Source organism: Poseidonibacter ostreae (assembly GCF_009208075.1).
Taxonomy (GTDB): Bacteria; Campylobacterota; Campylobacteria; order Campylobacterales; family Arcobacteraceae; genus Poseidonibacter; species Poseidonibacter ostreae.
In genome coordinates this window covers 1-18,185 of sequence record NZ_WFKJ01000052.1, presented here as the reverse complement: position 1 = coordinate 18,185, position 18,185 = coordinate 1, and the positions used below count along the sequence as shown (strand labels likewise).

Here is an 18,185-nt window from a genome sequence, read left to right as displayed (position 1 = left end):
ATTAGCATATTTTCTTGCATCACTAGGCCCTGAAGTAACATCAACATATTTTTTAATTGTACCTCTTGGAATAGCATTAATAAAATATCCCATAAAACTATGTGCAGCATCAATACCACAACCTACATATGAACCTGCCTTATTATTAATAGAATAAGGTGCTCCATTTACATATAACCTTAAATTTTCTCTTCTATTTTTTTCATCCAATGTTTTCTTAACCTGTTTGGTTTTATCGAAATTTAGTGCGTAGAATTCTGATGACATTGTCTTTTCCTTTTGTAGTATTTATTTGAAATAATATTAAATAAACTTATAATACTTAGATACTATTCCCTTATACTAATTTTACTCCTAAATAACTTTATATACAAGATTATTATTAAATATAAGCAACAAGTTATATTTAGCTATAATAAGACTAAATTTAATAATAAACGGAATAACTAAAAATGATTGAAAATCAAGAAGAACAGCAAAAACAAGTTAAAGAACAAATAATAAATGAAAGAATATATGTAGGTGAAATAAATAAACTTGCAGTATATAGAAAAAGTGAACCTGGTATTTACTTAATTAGTGAAGATAGAGAAGAAGTACTTCTTCCTAATGCTTATGTAACAAATGAAATGGAATTAGGTTCTTTTTTAGATGTATTTATTTATACAGATAGTGAAGATAGATTAGTAGCAACTACATTAGACCCATATCTTTACGTAAATGAATTCGCCTATTTAGAAATAGTTGACACTGCACCTTTTGGAGCATTTGTTGATATTGGACTACCGAAAGATATTTTAGTTCCAAAAAACAAGCAAAGAAGTATTTTCCATAAAGGTCATAGTAAAGTTCTTAAAATGATTCTTGATGAAAAAACAGATAGATTAATAGCAACTGAGAAATATACACTAGAACAAGATATAAAAGATTTGAAAGAGAAAGATGAGGTTGAAATACTTGTATATTCTAAGACTCCTCTTGGGTACAAAGTAATTGTAAATGATTTATATGATGGAATGATTTTCCATACAGAAATCTTTGAAAATGTTTATTTTGGCGATAGAAAAAGAGCTTATGTTAAAAAAATAAGAGATGATAATAAACTTGATATATCTTTACAAGAAATTGGTAAAAAAGTAAAAGATGATAAAGTTTATGAGCTGCTAGTTCAAAATGGTGGAAAAATGAATTTTACATATAAAAGTGATGCCCAAGATATAAAAAAAGCATTTGGAGTAAGTAAAAAAGCATTTAAAGCAACATTAACTAAATTATTGAATGATGATAAAATTGTCTTAGAAGATAACTGTATTAGAGTTAAATCGTAACAGTTATAAATTGATTGACCACAATTAAGACAAAATTTATCCGAATTTATTATAATGTCAAGAAATATTTAAAATAAAAGGAAATTATATGGCAACAACAAAATTAAAAGGTAATGTAGTAGAGTTAAGTGGAGCTGAGGTAAACGTTGGAGATAAAGCACCAGTTGTAACTGTAGTAGCAAAAGATTTATCTGATGTTCAAGTTGGTGGAGAAAATGGTAAATCACAAGTAGTAGTTGTAGTACCATCTTTAGATACAGCAGTTTGTGCAGCAGAAACTAGAAAATTTAATGAAGAAGCCGCAAAAATGGAAAATGCAGAAGTTATCGTAGTTTCTATGGATTTACCATTTGCAATGGGTAGATTTTGTACAACTGAGGGAATTGAAAACTTAACTGTTGGTTCTGATTTTAGAGCAAAAGCTTTTGCTAAATCTTATGGTGTTTTAATTGCATCTGGAGCATTAGCAGGTGTTACTTGTAGAGCAGTTTTCGTAATTAACGCTTCAGGTGTTATTACTTATAAAGAGATTTGTCCAGAAATTACTGAAGAGCCAAATTATGATGCAGCACTTGCAGCATTAAGTGATGCAACATCAACTTCTTGTTGTGGAACTTGTCAATAATCAAGGTTTTGATTTTTTTGATTTGATATACTTCAAAAAGTTAAAAAAGGCCACTTTTTAAGTGGCTTTTTTATTTTAGGAGATTATATGTCAGATACATTCACAACATGGTACAAGAAGTTTTCTTCTCAACCTCACCAACCATTTTTTACAAATGGAATTATATTTTTTATTCTTTTTATGATGCTTTTTATGGCTTCATACTCAAATGTTTTAAGTCTAGATTCTAGTATTTTAACTTATCATGCTTATACAATGATTTTTGTTGTTTTCATTCAATTTTTTCTAGGATTTCTTTTTGTTGTTTTTCCAAGATTTTTATCGCAAGCAGAAATATCACCAAAATTATATATGCAACAATTTCAACTATATTTTATTAGTTCTCTTGGGATTTTACTCTCTTTAATTGTATTACCAAGTATTACTATTGTATTTCAAGTTTTAATGCTTCTTGCTCAAATACTAAGCTTTAAACTACTATATTCAATACATAAAAAAAGTATTGTTGCTATTAAAGAAGATACTAAATGGATACTAATAGCATTTTTAACAGGAATTCTTGCACACTTTTTATTTATAGTAAGTTCTTTTGATTTTGAATACTCATTAACTGTTGCACATTTTGCTATTAATGTAGGGTTTTATCTATTTTTATTTATGATAATTTTTACAGTTTCACAAAGAATGATTCCTTTTTTTACAAAAACAAAAGTGCCTACTTATATAATTAATAAATCAAAAAATTTATTACCACTTGTTTATGGTTTATTAATTTTTAAGATATTCTTACTTTCATTTGAAAATACAGCCTTAAGTCTTCTTGCTGATATTCCATTATTAGTAGTATTTACTAAAGAATTAATAAAATGGAATCTTCCTACTTTTAAAGTAACTGCTATTATGTGGGTTTTATTTATTTCATTATATTGGATTCCTTTTGCTTTTTTAATTTCAGTTATTGAATCTTTTATGTATTTATATAATCCTCAAATCATTTTTGAAAAAGCTGTAATTCATACACTTGCACTTGGATATTTTGTAACTATATTAGTTGGCTTTGGAACTAGAGTAGTTTTAGGGCATTCAGGAACTACACCATTTGCAGGGAAGTTTGCAATAACAATATTTATTGCTATTCAAATAGTCGCTTTTTTACGAATATTTACTTCATTTTCTTTAAATTTTGATTTAAATTATATTTTCTTACTAAATTTAACAGCCTTTCTTTTAGTTGCTGGTTTAATTATTTGGTCAGCAAAATATCTTACGATTTTACTAAAAGGTAAATAGTAAAGAATAGGTTTTCTCTAAACAGACTCTTTACACTAAATATATATAATTATCAATATATAATTAGAGTAAAGGGTAAATTATGAATATAATAAAAAAACCAACATGGGATATCTCATCATCTGAAGTAACACCTGAAGAGTTATTTAATAAAAGAAGAACTTTTCTAAAACTTGGAGCTGCATCTTTAGTAGCATCTGGAGCGTTAATAGAAGCCCTAGCAAAAGAGAATATTCCTGTTCCTAACTTACAATATCTAAAAGATAAAAACATCAACAATCTAAAATTAAATACTTATGAGCAAATTACAACTTATAATAACTTTTATGAATTTACAACATCAAAAAATGGTGTTAAAGATATGGCTCATACTTTAAAGACTGATAATTGGGAGATTGAAATTGATGGTTTAGTTGAAAAACCTATGAAAATTCAATTAGATGATTTAACAAAAAACTTTTCAATTGAAGAGAGAATTTATAGATTTAGATGTGTTGAGGGTTGGTCTATGGTTGTACCTTGGAATGGATTTTCATTGGCAAGTTTAATAAAATTTGCTAAGCCATTATCAAGTGCAAAATATATCAGATTTGAAACTAAATACGATGAAGAAATGTTCCCTGATCAATCACGTGGAGTTTTTGCAAGTATTGATTATCCTTATGTTGAAGGACTAAGAATGGATGAGGCTATGAATGAATTATCTTTTATGGCAACTGGACTTTATGGTTCTACACTTCCTAATCAAAATGGAGCACCACTGCGTTTAGTAGTTCCTTGGAAATATGGATTTAAATCTATTAAATCAATTTCTAAAATATCATTTGTAGATAAAGAACCACTTAATACTTGGCAGCGTTCAAATAAAAGAGAGTATGGATTTTTTGCAAATGTAAATCCAAATGTAGATCATCCAAGATGGTCTCAAAAAAAAGAGAGAGTTCTAGGTAAGTTTCTAAAACAAAAAACACTAATGTATAATGGTTATGAAAAAGAAGTTGCACATATCTATGCTGGAATGGATTTAAGAAAGTTTATCTAATGAAACGTTTATTAATATACTTAATTTTACTAATTCCTTTAGTAGTGTTAAGCTTACAAGTTTTAATTTTTGAAAATGTAGTTGAACCTATAAAATATATATATACAGTAACAGGTGTAACAGCAACTGTAATACTGTTTTTTTCAATTACAATTTCATTAATGAGTAAAAAAATCAATCTTGTTAAATATAGAAGATTGATTGGTTTATTTGGATTTTTTTATGCTTTTTTACATCTATTGAATTTTGTAATTTTTGATGTAGATTTTGATATTGGATTTATTATTGAAGAGACACTTGATAAGCCATTTATCTATTTAGGGATGATTGCATTTTTTATTCTTTTATTTATGAGTTTTACTTCTACAAAAAGTTTATTTAAAAAATATAAAAAACAGCATCAGTTTATATACTTAGCTTTAATTTTAATAACAATACATTTTATAATGGCACAAAAATCTATTACAATCCTTCAATTAGGCTATATAGCAATGATTTTTATTTTAGCTTACTGTAAACTTTTACAAAAAATTATGGAAATAAATAAGAGTAAATATATAGATTAACTCTTCATTAATCTTTTATTAGGATTCAGTTAACAGTGTACTGGTATAATTTTTACATAGATAAGTTGACGCAGCGACTTATTTATCCAAAAGAATTTTAAGATAAATTTCTTAAATATGAATAATTTTTTTATGTTTCCTTGTGTTAGGGTGTCATCACAGATGGCACCCTTTTTTTTAATCTCTTAATTCCTAACTTATCTTTTTTATTAAATGAATAATAAGTCTTTTATGCTACTATTGCAAAACAAAAAAAACTACTATAAAGAATCAGCTAATACATGCCATTATCAAATTTGAATCAAGAACAATTAAGTGCTGCAACTTGTCCTAAGGGATATAATTTAATCATTGCAAGTGCAGGTACAGGTAAAACTTCTACAATTGTAGGAAGAATTGCTAATTTAATTAATAGTGGAGTTAAACCTGAAGAGATTCTTCTATTAACTTTTACAAATAAAGCAGCTGCTGAAATGGTTCAAAGAGTTGCTAAATTTTTTGGAAAAGATGTAGCAAAGCAAATTATGGCAGGAACTTTTCACTCTGTGTCTTATAAGTTACTAAAACAATTAAATATAAATATAACACTTAAGCAACCAAATGAACTTAAAACTCTATTTAAATCTGTTTATGAAAAAAGAGTTTTTTATGATAGAGATGATGAAGCGAATCCTTATGATGGTGGGTATTTATATGATATGTACTCTTTATATCTTAACTCAAATACAGGTGAAGAATTTGGTACATGGATAAAAGATAAAAATGCTTCCCATGAAATTTATACTCTTATTTATGAAGATGTAGTTGATGAATTTAATGCTTTAAAAATCAAATATGGTTATGCAAATTTTGATGATTTACTTACAATTATGCTTGATACTTTAAAAACTCAAGAGTTTGATTTTAAAGAAATTTTAGTTGATGAATACCAAGATACAAACCCATTACAAGGAAGATTATTAGATGGTTTTAATCCTAACTCTTTATTTTGTGTTGGAGATTATGATCAAAGTATTTATGCTTTTAATGGTTCTGATATTGGTATTATCTCTACTTTTTCAACAAGATATGATAATGCAACGGTTTTTACTTTAAGAAAAAATTATCGTTCAACTAAACCTATTTTAGATTTAGCTACAAAAGTTATTGAGCATAATGAAAGAATATATGATAAAAATTTAGAGGTTATAAGAACTGATGAGACAATAAGGCCAAAACTTTTGGCTTTTAATGAACTATTTGCACAATATGAATATATCTCTAAACTAATTTCAAAAAGTGAAACTCCTCATAATGATATTGCAATTATTTATAGAAATAATTCAAGTGCAGATGGAATAGAGGCAAATTTACGTGAGTATGAAATCCCAGCAAAAAGAAAAGGTGGAATGTCCTTTTTTGATTCTGTTGAAATTAAGTTTATTTTAGATGTTTTAGTTATGCAAATGTCTCATAATGATATGATGGCATTTATTCATGTTTTAGAGCATGGTAAAGGTATTGGAAAGGCAATTGCAAAGGATATCTTTGATGCCTTGATTAAACTAGGTGATGGCGATATATTAAGAGGACTATTTCATCCTAATCCTGATATTAATAACCCTTATGATACGAAAAAAGTTAAAAATAGACAATTAGGTTTGTTTGATGATTTTTTAGAATTAGGATCTGTTTCAAAGTTTAAAGATTGTGGTTTTGAAGAAGCTTTTTTATCCAATCCAATTTTAAAACATCCAAAATTAAATGTTGAGGGTGGAAAATATATTTATGATTTTTACTTACTTATGAAACATTTAAGAAGAACAAAAAACCCAGAATCATTAGTAACAAGTATTAGCTCTTCAATGATGTATTCAAGATTAAAAGATTTCTTATCAACTAAAAGAGCAACTGCAAAAGATGGAACAGTTAATCCAATGCAAAAAACTAAGTCTTTAGCGAAAATCAATCGTAAAGGAATGATTTTAAAGAACTTATCAAGAAACTTTAAAGAGTTGTCAAAATTTATTAACTCAATGATTTTAGGTGGCTCTGAAATGAGTGAGGGTGATGGTGTAAATTTATTATCTGTTCATGCTAGTAAAGGCTTAGAGTTTAAAGAAGTTTATGTGATTGATTTAATGGATGGACGTTTTCCAAATAGAAAGCTTATGAGTAAAGGTGGAAGTTTAGAAGAAGAAAGACGTCTGTTTTATGTTGCAGTTACAAGAGCAAAAGATATACTATATTTATCTTATGCAAAATTTGATAGAATCAAGAAAATGGCTTTTATTGCATCTCCTTTTTTACGAGAAGCTGGGCTTGTTAAGGATGAGGAAAAAACTTCTATTTAGACTTGAAACTTTGTTTTTAACAAAAGTTCAATCTACTTCTTACAAGGTTTCTTCCTGATTCTTTTGCTGTATATAATAAATTATCAGCTTTTTGTAACATCTCATCAATATTTGAGCAGTTTTGGTTATCACTAACACCAAAACTTGCAGTAATTTTTAAAGTTTTATTATCAACTATTAGTTCAATTTCTTCAATCTTCTTTTTTAGTTTTTCTGCTTTGATAATTGCATCTTCTAGTTTAGTATTTCTAATTACTAAGGCAAACTCTTCTCCACCTAATCTTCCAAAAATAGTTTTATCTGTTATATGTCTTTTTATTTTTTCAGCAAAAAGAACTAAAACTTTATCTCCAATATTGTGTCCATATTGATCATTGAACTTTTTAAAGTTATCAATATCAATCATAACGACACATAATAAAAGATCATTTTTTTGAGCATCAAGGAAGTTTTTTTGTGCATGCATAAAAAAGTTTCTTCTATTCATTGTTTTTGTTAAGAAGTCTGTATGTGCAATATCGTATAAATTTTCATTAACTTTTTTAAGGTTTTCTAACTCTTTATTAAGTTGAAAAGTTTTATTTTCGACTATCTTATCTATACTCTCATATTGTTTTTTTACTTCAAGTTTGTATTTATAACTTATATAAATAAGTGAAAAAATTGCTAGAAATAATATACATGAAAACATTATTAAGTAAAATTCTTTTATATTGTTTAAAATACTTATTTCTTTTGTTACTTCAATTGTAAATAATAAATTTGAATTGTTATCATAAAAAGATATTTCACTTGTGTTTATATTATTTTTTATTTTAAAATCTACTTCTTTATGTGTTAAATTGATTTCTTGACTATTTATTTTTGTTTTTATTATATTTGATTTTGGATTATTGATAAATTTAACATCAGTAAAACCTTTACTTAAATTTTTAATTGTTTCTTTATCTATTTTTGAACCTATATATAAAAATCCATTTGAACTATTTTCATAATCTGTTTTGTAAATTGGTGTTTTTGATATGTAATACGCATGTTTTTTATAAAGTACAATTTTATTTATTTTTTCTGTATCTTCTACCTTTTGTATCATTTTTAAGGCAAAGTCATCAGTTTTATTAAAACTCGTGTCTCTTGTAAAGTTAGAGTATTTAATATTATTTTTTAAATCAGTTAATATTAAATATGATAATCCTAAATCTTCTAGAGTATAAGAACCTTCACTAAAGTTTTTGTAAACATATTCACTGTTTTCATTTTTTATAAAGTTGTAGATTTCATCTGAACTTGAATACTCAAGTGCAATTTTATGATTATAAGCTATTCTTGATTGGATTTTATCAATAAGATTAGAAATGTTGTTCTTATTAATATTATCTTCTAATTCACTATTTTTATTTATTATTATTGTAAAAGATATTATCCCAAATAAGATGAAAAGGATAACAAATAGTATAACAATTTTTTTGTTTTTATCTATAAAATTCTTTTTCATTTTTAATCTTTGTAATAATATAAATATTATTTATTTACTTTAAGTAGTAAATTATATCTAAATAATACTTTATATAAATATTTAACTTTGTTTATTAAATATTGTTTAGATATAATCGCGAATAATAAAGCTATATAGGATTTTTAATGAGCGAAAAATACGAACCATCAAAAGTAGAAGATAATTACTATAAAATTTGGGAAGATAGAGGTTATTTTGAAATTGAGGGAAATAAATCAATTCAAGAATGTGACGAAAACGGGAAAGCAAAAACTTTCTCAATCATGATGCCACCACCAAATGTAACAGGATCTTTACATATTGGACATGCATTAACATTTACACTTCAAGATATTATTACTAGATATAAAAGAATGGATGGTTTCAAAACTCTTTGGCAACCAGGGACTGACCATGCAGGAATTGCTACACAAAATGTTGTTGAAAAACAATTACTTGCTGAGGGTACTACAAAAGAAGAACTTGGACGTGAAAAGTTTTTAGAGCGTGCATGGCTTCAAAAAGAAACTAGTGGCGGGAATATTGTTCATCAAATGAGAAAACTAGGAGTTACTCCTGCTTGGAAACGTGAGCGATTTACTATGGATGAGGGTTTAAAAGAAGCAGTAAAAGAAGCTTTTGTATCTTTATACAATGATGGTCATATTGCACAAAATAATTATATGGTTAACTGGTGTACACATGATGGTGCATTATCTGATATTGAAGTTGAACATGAAGAAGTGAATGGTAAATTTTATACAATGATTTACAAATTTGCAGATGGTAGTGGAGAGCTTGAAGTTGCTACTACTAGACCTGAAACATATTTTGGAGATACTGCAATTATGGTTCATCCTGATGATTCAAGATACTCTTCAATTGTAGGCAAAGAAGTATTATTACCACTTACAGATAGAACTATTAAAGTTATTACTGATTCTCATGTTGATATGGAATTCGGAACAGGTGTTGTAAAAGTTACACCAGCACATGACCAAAATGACTATGAAGTTGGAAAAAGACACGACTTAGAATTTATTAAAGTATTTGATGAAAAAGGTATTTTAAATGATTACTGTGGAGAGTTTGCAGGACTTGAAAGACTTGAAGCTAGACCTGTTATTGTAAAAGCTTTAGAAAACGCAGGATATATTGTAAAGATTGAAGACCATGTTCATCAAGTAGGGCATTGTTATAGATGTAAAAATATTGTTGAACCATTTATTTCTCAACAATGGTTCTTATCTGAAAAAATTGCAAAAAGCTCAATTGACAAAACAAAAGCTCATAATAATTTCCATCCACAACATTGGATTAATTCATATACAGCTTGGATGGATGAATTAAGACCTTGGTGTATTTCTAGACAACTTTGGTGGGGACATAGAATTCCAGTGTTTACATGTACTTCATGTAATCACCAATGGGCTGATAAATCTGATGAGCCAGAAAAATGTCCTAAATGTGGAGAAAAACACTATACACAAGATCCAGATGTTCTTGATACTTGGTTCTCTTCAGCACTTTGGGCAATGAGTCCTTTAGGTTGGGGAAATAATGGAAAACTAGAAGAATTATATAATGAAATACAAGATATGAAAGACTTCTATCCAAATTCACTTTTAATTACTGGTTTTGATATCATGTTCTTCTGGGTTGCTAGAATGATGATGATGGGTGATCATTTCCAAGGTGAGTTACCATTTAAAGATATTTATATGCATGCTTTAGTACGTGATGAAACAGGTGCTAAGATGTCTAAATCAAAAGGAAATGTAATTGATCCTTTAGATATGGTTGAAGAACATTCTGCTGATATTATTAGATTTACACTTGCATATTTAGCAGTGCAGGGTAGAGATATTAAATTAGGTGAAAAGAATTTAGAGCAATTTAGAAACTTTACAAATAAACTTTATAATGCATCTAATTTCTTACAATTAAATATCGAAACTTTCCCTGATTTAAAAGATATTGAGATTAAAACACCTCTTGGTTTATATATGCAAAGTAGATTAAGTAAGTCTGTTGATGAATTAAGAGATAATTTAGAGACTTTCAAATTCAATGAAGCTGCAAGTACTCTTTATAAGTTTGTATGGAATGAGTTTTGTAACTGGGGTATTGAATACTCAAAAGGTTCAAAAGATTCTATTTTAGAACTTGGAGCAATTTTTAAAGAAACATTAAAAATGATTTCTCCATTTATGCCATTTATTGCTGATTTTCTATATCATAAATTATCAGGAACTACACTTGAAGAGAGTGAGTCTTTAATGATTAATAACTTCCCTAAAAATATTGCAAAAAATCAAGAAATGGAAGATATGTTTGCAGTAATTGAAGAAGCTATTATTTCTGTAAGACGTGCAAAAGTTGTAATTGACATGGGTAACTCTAAAATTGCAAAAGCTTATATTAAATTAGATTCAAATATTGATAAAGATATTGCAAAACCATTTATTGAAAAACTTGGAAAAGTTGAAAATATAGAGTTTGTTGATGCAAAAGTTGAGAACTCAATTACAGATGTATCTGATAATTTAGAAGTATACTTACCAACTTCAGAAATTGATATGAGTCCTATTATTGATAAGTTAACAAAGCAGCAAATAAAAACTCAAAAAGAGTTTGATAAACTAAATGGAATGTTATCAAATGAAAGATTTGTAGCAAATGCTCCTGAAGCAGTTATTGCTGAAAATAGAAAAGCATTAGAAGATGCAAAAACAAAGTTAGAAAAAATAGAAAATGAATTAAAAGCTATTTCTTAAAATAGAATAGCTTATAAATTATAAAGGAGAGTTCTTTGAATTTAAAATTAGTAAATATTTTTGCTATTGTAATTTTAGTACTCTTTTTTGAAGGATGTAGTCTTAGTAAAGGTAGTATTCAAAGTATTGCACAAACTAATTCTGCACTTGAAATTGTTAAGTATAAAAATGAAATTACATCCACTTTAATTAAGTATAAAAAGAAATTAGACTTACGAAACCCTAACTCTTATAATGAAAAACTATCAAAAGATATAATACATCAAATTCAAACAAATCAAGACTATATTAATATTCTACAAAATAATCAAAAATTAAAAACTTATGATGAGTATTTATATTACGCTTTTTTAGATAAAGAGATATCAAATAGAAATGATTTTTTAATTATTGGTCTTTATAAATTGATTTATAAAGCTTATAGTTTGGACGATGAACATAAGTTTACTGCGCTTCAACATAATAAATATGAATTATCAAAACTTTATCAATATTTACAAGTTTTAAGATGGAAAATTAGAACAAATAAAGATATAAATGGCAATTATCTTTTTAATACCTGGCAGAATAATTGGCAGTTAGAACTTCTTCATAAAGATAAAAGTGATTTAAATATAATAAAAGATTTAGAGTATATAAAATCAAATAAAGAGAGTATTTATTCTCATTCAAATTTTTCTTTTGAAGTTTTACTTTCACGAATTATTTTAAATGTAGAATATACATTAAGAAAGATAAATATTGAACCTTATGCTATGAGTACTTCTGCTATTAGAAGTTTTATTTTTATTCTATAAAGTAAAGCTTTGATAGCTTTACTTTTATATTTGTTTTATGATTTTCTTAGTTTATGTGAAATTGTATATAAAACTGGTAAATAAACTAAGTTTAGAATAGTTCCCCAAGCAAGTCCAAACCCAAGTGCTATTGCAATTGGTTGGAAAATAACTGCTTGTCCTGTTGGGAAGAAGATTAATGAACTCATACCAATTAAAGTTGTAATTGTAGTAATAATAATAGGTCTAAATCTTTTTGTAGCTTTTTGGAATATCTCTTCTAGCGTTTTTGCTTTTTTAAGATATGTCATCATAATAATACCATCATTAATAACAACTCCAGCAAGTCCAAGTGCTCCAATCATTGAAGGCATTGATAAGTTAAGTCCCATTACTTTATGGCCTATTAATACTCCTAAAATAGAGAAGGGAATAATACTCATAACTATAAATGTTTCTCTAAAGGAATTAAATAAATAAAGCATAGAAAGCATGATTAAAATAATAGCAAGTCCAGAAGCTAAAAGCATATCTCTTTTTAACTCTTCTTTCTTTTGAGCTTCTCCTTTAAATACTAGTTTTATTCCATCTTCTTTTAGCTGTTTTAATAATGGTTGTAGTTTTTCAATTACTTCAGTAGAAGTTATAATATCCGGATCAACATTTGCAAAGAAGTAAAAGTTTTTCTCTCCTTGGTCTTTTAAAAGTTGTTCAAATGCTCTAATAGTATTAAGTTCAACTATTTGCTCTAGGGCAACAAAAGAACCATTACTTAGAGGTATCTGGGTACTTTTAAAAGCTTCAAAGTCATCTTTATTTTTAGATTTTATTTTAATATCTAACATCTCTTTATCATCAAATGAAACACCTTTTTTCTTTAATAAATAAAGGTTTGAAAGGTAAGAACCTATAAATGATTCTGTAATTCCAAGTGATTCTCCATATTGATTCACTTTTAATTTAATCTCATCAATACCAAATTTTAAAGAGTTTGATGCAGATTTTATTCCGTCTAATTTATTTATTTCAACTGTTAAATCATTAATAGCTTTAATTACTTTTTGATTATCATGTGAAACTAAACCAATTTTTACATCAGCTTTAATAGGTCCAACTTTACGCTCTAACACTCCTATTTCTTCTAATTGATATTTTTCTTTATAGTTTTGTTTATCTAAGAATTTTTTTAATTTTGTAGCAATTTCTTTTGATTTTAAAGTTCTTGTTCTTCCCTCATCATCATAATAAAAACTAAGATAAGGTGTAACATATTTATCTAAAATATTTGCAGCTTTTAATTTTTGAAGCTCTACTGTCATATACATAGCATAAGGGAATCTCTCAGTATTATTTCCTGTATCTTTTCTATATCCAGCAACTGAATCGATACTTCTTATAAAAAATTCATCTTTTTGAAGCATTAAATCTTTTTCTATCTCTTGAACTATTTTAAATGATTGTTCAAGTGTTGTATTTGCATCTGCTTTCATTGATATTTTTACATCTGTTGCATCAAACTTTGGAAACATTTGAAACTTTGATGTTTTAATAGCTGTATATGTTGCAAAGGGTACAAGAATAACAAAGATGATAAGGAATGTTTTTTTCCAATTCATAAAGAAGTGAATAATTGCATTATAAACTTTGTTTGCTTTTTCCCATGATGTAACTTTTGCACCATTTTTTAAAGCATGCGCAGCATGAATTGGAAGAAAAATAAATGACTCAATAAGTGAAGCTACAACTAATGCACTAAGTGCAATAGGAATTAGTTTCATAACCTCACCCATTGTTCCACTAATCATTAATACAGGAAGAAAGGAAAATAGTGTTGTAAGTGACGCAACAGTTACAGGCTTAACCATTTCACTAGCACCTTTTACAGCTGCATCTTTTGGATCCATTCCCTCTTCAATATGTTGTTGGATATTTTCACTTACAACAATAGCATCATCAACAACAATACCAATTGCAATTAAAACTCCTACAAGTGAAATCATATTTATAGAATATCCACTAAGATACATATAAATAGCTGCAATTACAAAAGATGTTGGAATACCAAGTGCAATAATTGCAGACATTCTAAAGTTGATTAAAATCATTACTAAGATTGTAATTAAAATGATTCCAAGTAAAATATTTGAAACAACAATATTTAATCTATCCGTAATTCTTTCACTATTGTCATCAGCAATAGTAGTATTAATATCAGGATTCTTCTTATTTACAGAAGGAAGTAAATCTTTTATTTTTTGAGCAAGTACAATCGCATCAGCAGTGTCTGACTGTTCAACTGCAAGTGATAGTGCATTTTGACCATTAAAAGAGTAAAGAGTAGAAGAGTCTTCATATTTTTTTGAAATTTGTGCAATATCTTTTACATAAATATTTGTATTTGAAACTTTGATTAAAGTATTTCCAAAATCAACAGCATTCTTAGCACCATTGTATGTTGAGATATAATAGTGTTTTTTAGGGTCTTCAATTTTTCCTACAGGAAAAATATATGATAGAGTTGAGATTGCAGAAAAAACTTCACTTTTATTAAGTCCTAAAGCATCAATTTTTTTATCATCAATTAAGACCTCAAAGTACTTATCTGAATCTCCAAATATTGTAACATCATTAATACCAGTGATTCCAAGAATTTGACTTTTTAAAGCGTCAGCAAAAGGTTTTAATTCATCAGTTGAATACTTTTTCGAAGTAAGTGTAATATCAATAAGTGCTCTTGAACGATCTAAAACATTTACTGTAGGTTCATCCATATCAGAAGGAAGATTACCTTTGACTAGTGCAATAGCATCTTTAACCTTATCTGCCTCATTATATTTGTTTTTACCTTTTTTTAGTTCTAAAACTATTGTAAATGAACCGGGGCTTATGATAGTTGACATTGTATCAACACTATCAATATTTTTTACATTATCTTCAATTTCAACAACTGCCATTTTATCTAAAATATCAACAGAAGCTCCACTATAAGAGCCTTTTATTGATATCATATCTAACTCAAAACTTGGAAAAATTTCTTTTGGAGTTTTAGTATAAGACCATATACCAATAGCAAATACTAAAATAAATAGAGTATAATTAACACGTGAATTTTCTACGAAAAATCTTAAAATTTTATCAAACATTATAATCCTTATTTAAAACACAAAATTATAATATATCTTTATTAACGTAGTATTAATATTAGGGTGTTTTAAGCAAAGTAGAGATTATCTACTTGCTCCATATAAGTTATAGCTTTTAATAATCTCTAAATCTTCTTCTTCTATTACATTTTCAGCAAAAACTTTTATATTTAATAGTGTTGAAAGCTCTTGTAATGATTCAACAAAGTTTTGTTTTGAAGTGTCATTACAAATATTACAAGTATAGTCTCTTGCTAATCTAATATAGTCAAGATTAAAGTCTTTAATATTATCAAGAGGAATAAATTTACTCTCAAATCTTTTAATAATAATTTTTGCTCCACATTGGTGCATTTCATCTGCGAAGAATTTAAATTTACCCATATCTTTAGCAACAGCATAAGCTGTAATTGAAAATACTAATTGACTTGCAATTTTTTTATTTTGTAATATTGTACGTTCAAGCCATGCAATAAATGCTGTATTATTTATTGATTCAAGTGATAAGTTAATTGAGATATCATGATTAACTTTCTCACTTTTTATATAATCAATTACTTTATTTACTACTTTTTTATCAAAATCAATGATTTTTTCATATTTTTCTGCAATTGATACGAATGTTCCAATAGGTATATCAATACCATCTTTATCACAAGCACTTGTGAAAGCTTCTTGCATAACTAATTCATCAGATTGATTTAATAGTGTTGCATCTCCAATATATTTTACTTTAAATTTTGAGTTATCAATAATATCAAAAATTAAATCTCTCCATGATTCCATATCTCTTGAAAGATCATTTGAATCTCTTAAATATGCTTCATTAGTACCAATTAATGTAGCTTTTTCATAAGCTTCATTTGCTGATTGTAACATTTCAGGAATTGTTCCAATTGGATTAAATGGAGTTGCTCCAATATGTGCAATATCTTTTTTATCAAATTTAGATGTAAGTTTTTCTAAATTATCTTGTAATATTTTTGTATATTTAATAGCATCTTCATAAGAGAATTTTTCTGCAATTAATGTAAATTCAGATCCAAAAAATCTATAAGCAACAGCTTTTTTATTATCTATTGTTGTGTTTTTTAAAATATTTGCAAACTCTTTTATAAAGCTATTTACTTCTTTATTTGTATGAGCTTTTGCAAAAGTTGCTAAATCAAATATTTTAATTACAAATATGTATCCACTTGATTTATGAATAAACATATTTTTCATATCTGTTTCAAAACTCTGCTTTAAACTAAGTTTTGTTAATTCATCTTGAGACAATTGCTTTGTACTATTTTCTAAGTTTCTATTTAATTTATTTATAATTGCTTCGATTTTTGTTGACATATCATTCATTGCTATTGCAACACTTTTAATCTCACTTGTCCAAGGAAGTTCTGTAATTGTTCCAAACTTTCCTACTGCAATATTATTTGCAAGTTTCTCAATTCTTTTTAAAGGTTTTAAAATATATTGAACGAAGATAAATAAAATTAACATTGAAATAATAAATGCAACTATTGCGTAGATTAAACCACCTTTAACTTGGTCATATAATTTTGCATAAGCATCCCCAGGATTTGCACTTACATATATAATAGCTGTAGTTTTCCAGCCATTACTAATTTCACTATTTTGTTCTTCAAGGTTTATAGGAATCATACTTATAAACCAACTTGGAATATAATCAAACTTTACATCTCTTGTTGCTTTTGCAATGATTTTATTTATGGATAGATTTGCAGATGTATCAACTTTTGAGCCATTTTCATTTGTTGCTGTAAAACTAAATGTTATTTTTCCACCATTTTTGTATTCTTCACTTGGATTATAACTATAAATATCTTCTTCAATTTCAATCTCTTCATTTAATTCTATTTCTTCATTTTCTAATTTAGATAATTGATTTGAAATATCTGCATCGGATGTGATTTTCTCTATATTTCCAAAGGAAGCATCTGTTTTTAAATTAGAAATTTTCCATAATGAATCATCTAAATCGGCACTTGCTCTAATTAGTTCTGTTTCATTTATTGTAAAATATGCGTCTACTAATCTAATCTCTTTATAAAATCCTCTATTTGAAATTGCTTTAATAATTGTTTCAATTTCTGGGTCTTCTTTATCTTTTAATAAAGATTTTAAGCCCATTCCTAAAGATGTCGCTGTATCTTGTGCTTTAGTTATAGATTCAATCTCAAGATACTCTTTAGTGTTCTTAACACTTATAATAAAGTTACCCGTAAAAATCATTAAAAATATAAAAGCTATTATTATATATAGTTGTTTTGATAAAGACATTTTTATTCCTTTTTTAAATTCTACTCATAAGATCTTTCCATGATCTTAGATTATTAGTTCCAACTCTTACAGAACCTTTGTTTTTTGCTTGCCATAAGCCACTTGCATTAAAACTATATACAGGTTTTAAATCTTTTCTTTTTGTTGCTAATTTTAACTTTTTATTAATATTATCTAAAACAATTGGAGTGGCACCTGGCTTATGATAATAAGTTAAAACCATATGTGCTTGTTCAAACTTACTTCTTGTTCTTTTATATTTTACATAGGTAATTCTAAGTTTATTATCAGGAACACCAATCTTTCTAAGACTAAAATACTTGGCAATTGCATAATCTTCACAATCTCCAGCAGCTGTTCCCATAAACTCATATGGAGTTGCCCAGTAGTCATTTTTCTTCCAATGTCTTTGATCTGTTTTATATCTAATTTTATTAAAAAAATCATTTACGTTTTTAAGCTTATTTAATATTTTTTCATTTTTAGATGATTGAAGCATTGCATCCCATAAT

At 26.9% G+C, this 18,185-nt stretch carries 13 protein-coding genes; 8 read left to right on the top strand and 5 right to left on the bottom strand.

Annotated elements, in window-relative coordinates; genetic code table 11:
* A partial coding sequence (locus GBG18_RS13270; RefSeq protein WP_152191794.1) for a hypothetical protein occupies positions 1–267 on the bottom strand: 267 nt, incomplete at its 3' end.
* A gap of 185 nt (positions 268–452) precedes the next feature.
* Here GBG18_RS13270 and GBG18_RS13265 point away from each other — a divergent pair.
* The 6 genes from GBG18_RS13265 (at position 453) to GBG18_RS13240 (ending at position 7,184) form a co-directional block, all read left to right on the top strand.
* Positions 453–1,328 carry a CvfB family protein gene (locus GBG18_RS13265; protein ID WP_308418452.1) on the top strand — a complete coding sequence of 292 codons (876 nt, stop codon included), beginning with the start codon at positions 453–455 and terminating at the stop codon, positions 1,326–1,328.
* A gap of 88 nt (positions 1,329–1,416) precedes the next feature.
* A complete protein-coding gene (gene prx-suh / locus GBG18_RS13260) occupies positions 1,417–1,953 on the top strand; it encodes a thiol peroxidase Prx-SUH (protein ID WP_152191792.1) in 537 nt (178 codons plus the stop codon).
* 87 nt (positions 1,954–2,040) lie between these two features.
* Entirely contained in the window at positions 2,041–3,243 is a 1,203-nt protein-coding gene (locus tag GBG18_RS13255) for an NnrS family protein (protein WP_152191790.1), read from the top strand.
* Between the two features lie 82 nt (positions 3,244–3,325).
* A complete protein-coding gene (gene msrP, locus GBG18_RS13250) occupies positions 3,326–4,285 on the top strand; it encodes a protein-methionine-sulfoxide reductase catalytic subunit MsrP (RefSeq protein ID WP_152191788.1) in 960 nt (319 codons plus the stop codon).
* Positions 4,285–4,851 carry a protein-methionine-sulfoxide reductase heme-binding subunit MsrQ gene (locus GBG18_RS13245; protein WP_152191786.1) on the top strand — a complete coding sequence of 189 codons (567 nt, stop codon included), beginning with the start codon at positions 4,285–4,287 and terminating at the stop codon, positions 4,849–4,851. Before msrP ends, GBG18_RS13245 begins: the two co-directional genes overlap by 1 nt.
* Before the next feature lie 281 nt (positions 4,852–5,132).
* On the top strand, positions 5,133–7,184 hold the full coding sequence (locus GBG18_RS13240; RefSeq protein WP_152191785.1) for an ATP-dependent helicase: 2,052 nt from the start codon (positions 5,133–5,135) through the stop codon (positions 7,182–7,184).
* 16 nt (positions 7,185–7,200) lie between these two features.
* Here the strand turns inward: GBG18_RS13240 and GBG18_RS13235 are convergent, their stop codons facing one another.
* A complete protein-coding gene (locus tag GBG18_RS13235; RefSeq protein WP_152191783.1) occupies positions 7,201–8,679 on the bottom strand; it encodes a sensor domain-containing diguanylate cyclase in 1,479 nt (492 codons plus the stop codon).
* A 146-nt stretch (positions 8,680–8,825) separates the two neighbouring features.
* On the opposite strand from GBG18_RS13235, the gene GBG18_RS13230 reads away from it, so the two are divergent.
* Together GBG18_RS13230 and GBG18_RS13225 are read left to right on the top strand one after the other, a co-directional pair.
* Complete coding sequence (locus tag GBG18_RS13230; protein WP_152191781.1) at positions 8,826–11,456, top strand: valine--tRNA ligase; 2,631 nt, start codon at positions 8,826–8,828, stop codon at positions 11,454–11,456.
* Between the two features lie 35 nt (positions 11,457–11,491).
* Positions 11,492–12,253 carry a hypothetical protein gene (locus GBG18_RS13225; protein ID WP_152191779.1) on the top strand — a complete coding sequence of 254 codons (762 nt, stop codon included), beginning with the start codon at positions 11,492–11,494 and terminating at the stop codon, positions 12,251–12,253.
* Between the two features lie 35 nt (positions 12,254–12,288).
* Here GBG18_RS13225 and GBG18_RS13220 read toward each other — a convergent pair whose 3' ends face one another.
* From GBG18_RS13220 to GBG18_RS13210, 3 genes are all read right to left on the bottom strand, one after another.
* Complete coding sequence (locus GBG18_RS13220) at positions 12,289–15,375, bottom strand: efflux RND transporter permease subunit (protein ID WP_152191778.1); 3,087 nt, start codon at positions 15,373–15,375, stop codon at positions 12,289–12,291.
* Between the two features lie 84 nt (positions 15,376–15,459).
* On the bottom strand, positions 15,460–17,673 hold the full coding sequence (locus GBG18_RS13215) for a bifunctional diguanylate cyclase/phosphodiesterase (protein ID WP_152191776.1): 2,214 nt from the start codon (positions 17,671–17,673) through the stop codon (positions 15,460–15,462).
* Between the two features lie 13 nt (positions 17,674–17,686).
* On the bottom strand, positions 17,687–18,185 hold a 499-nt coding region (locus GBG18_RS13210; RefSeq protein ID WP_152191774.1), incomplete at its 5' end, for a transglutaminase-like cysteine peptidase.

Bases quoted from the DNA above. Each gene is read 5' to 3' on its own strand.
- GBG18_RS13265 (WP_308418452.1), top strand. From the start codon at position 453: ATGATTGAAAATCAAGAAGAACAGCAAAAACAAGTTAAAGAACAAATA.
- GBG18_RS13240 (WP_152191785.1), top strand. From the start codon at position 5,133: ATGCCATTATCAAATTTGAATCAAGAACAATTAAGTGCTGCAACTTGT.
- GBG18_RS13230 (WP_152191781.1), top strand. From the start codon at position 8,826: ATGAGCGAAAAATACGAACCATCAAAAGTAGAAGATAATTACTATAAA.
- msrP (WP_152191788.1), top strand. From the start codon at position 3,326: ATGAATATAATAAAAAAACCAACATGGGATATCTCATCATCTGAAGTA.
- GBG18_RS13245 (WP_152191786.1), top strand. From the start codon at position 4,285: ATGAAACGTTTATTAATATACTTAATTTTACTAATTCCTTTAGTAGTG.
- GBG18_RS13255 (WP_152191790.1), top strand. From the start codon at position 2,041: ATGTCAGATACATTCACAACATGGTACAAGAAGTTTTCTTCTCAACCT.
- GBG18_RS13215 (WP_152191776.1), bottom strand. From the start codon at position 17,673: ATGTCTTTATCAAAACAACTATATATAATAATAGCTTTTATATTTTTA.
- GBG18_RS13235 (WP_152191783.1), bottom strand. From the start codon at position 8,679: ATGAAAAAGAATTTTATAGATAAAAACAAAAAAATTGTTATACTATTT.
- prx-suh (WP_152191792.1), top strand. From the start codon at position 1,417: ATGGCAACAACAAAATTAAAAGGTAATGTAGTAGAGTTAAGTGGAGCT.
- GBG18_RS13220 (WP_152191778.1), bottom strand. From the start codon at position 15,375: ATGTTTGATAAAATTTTAAGATTTTTCGTAGAAAATTCACGTGTTAAT.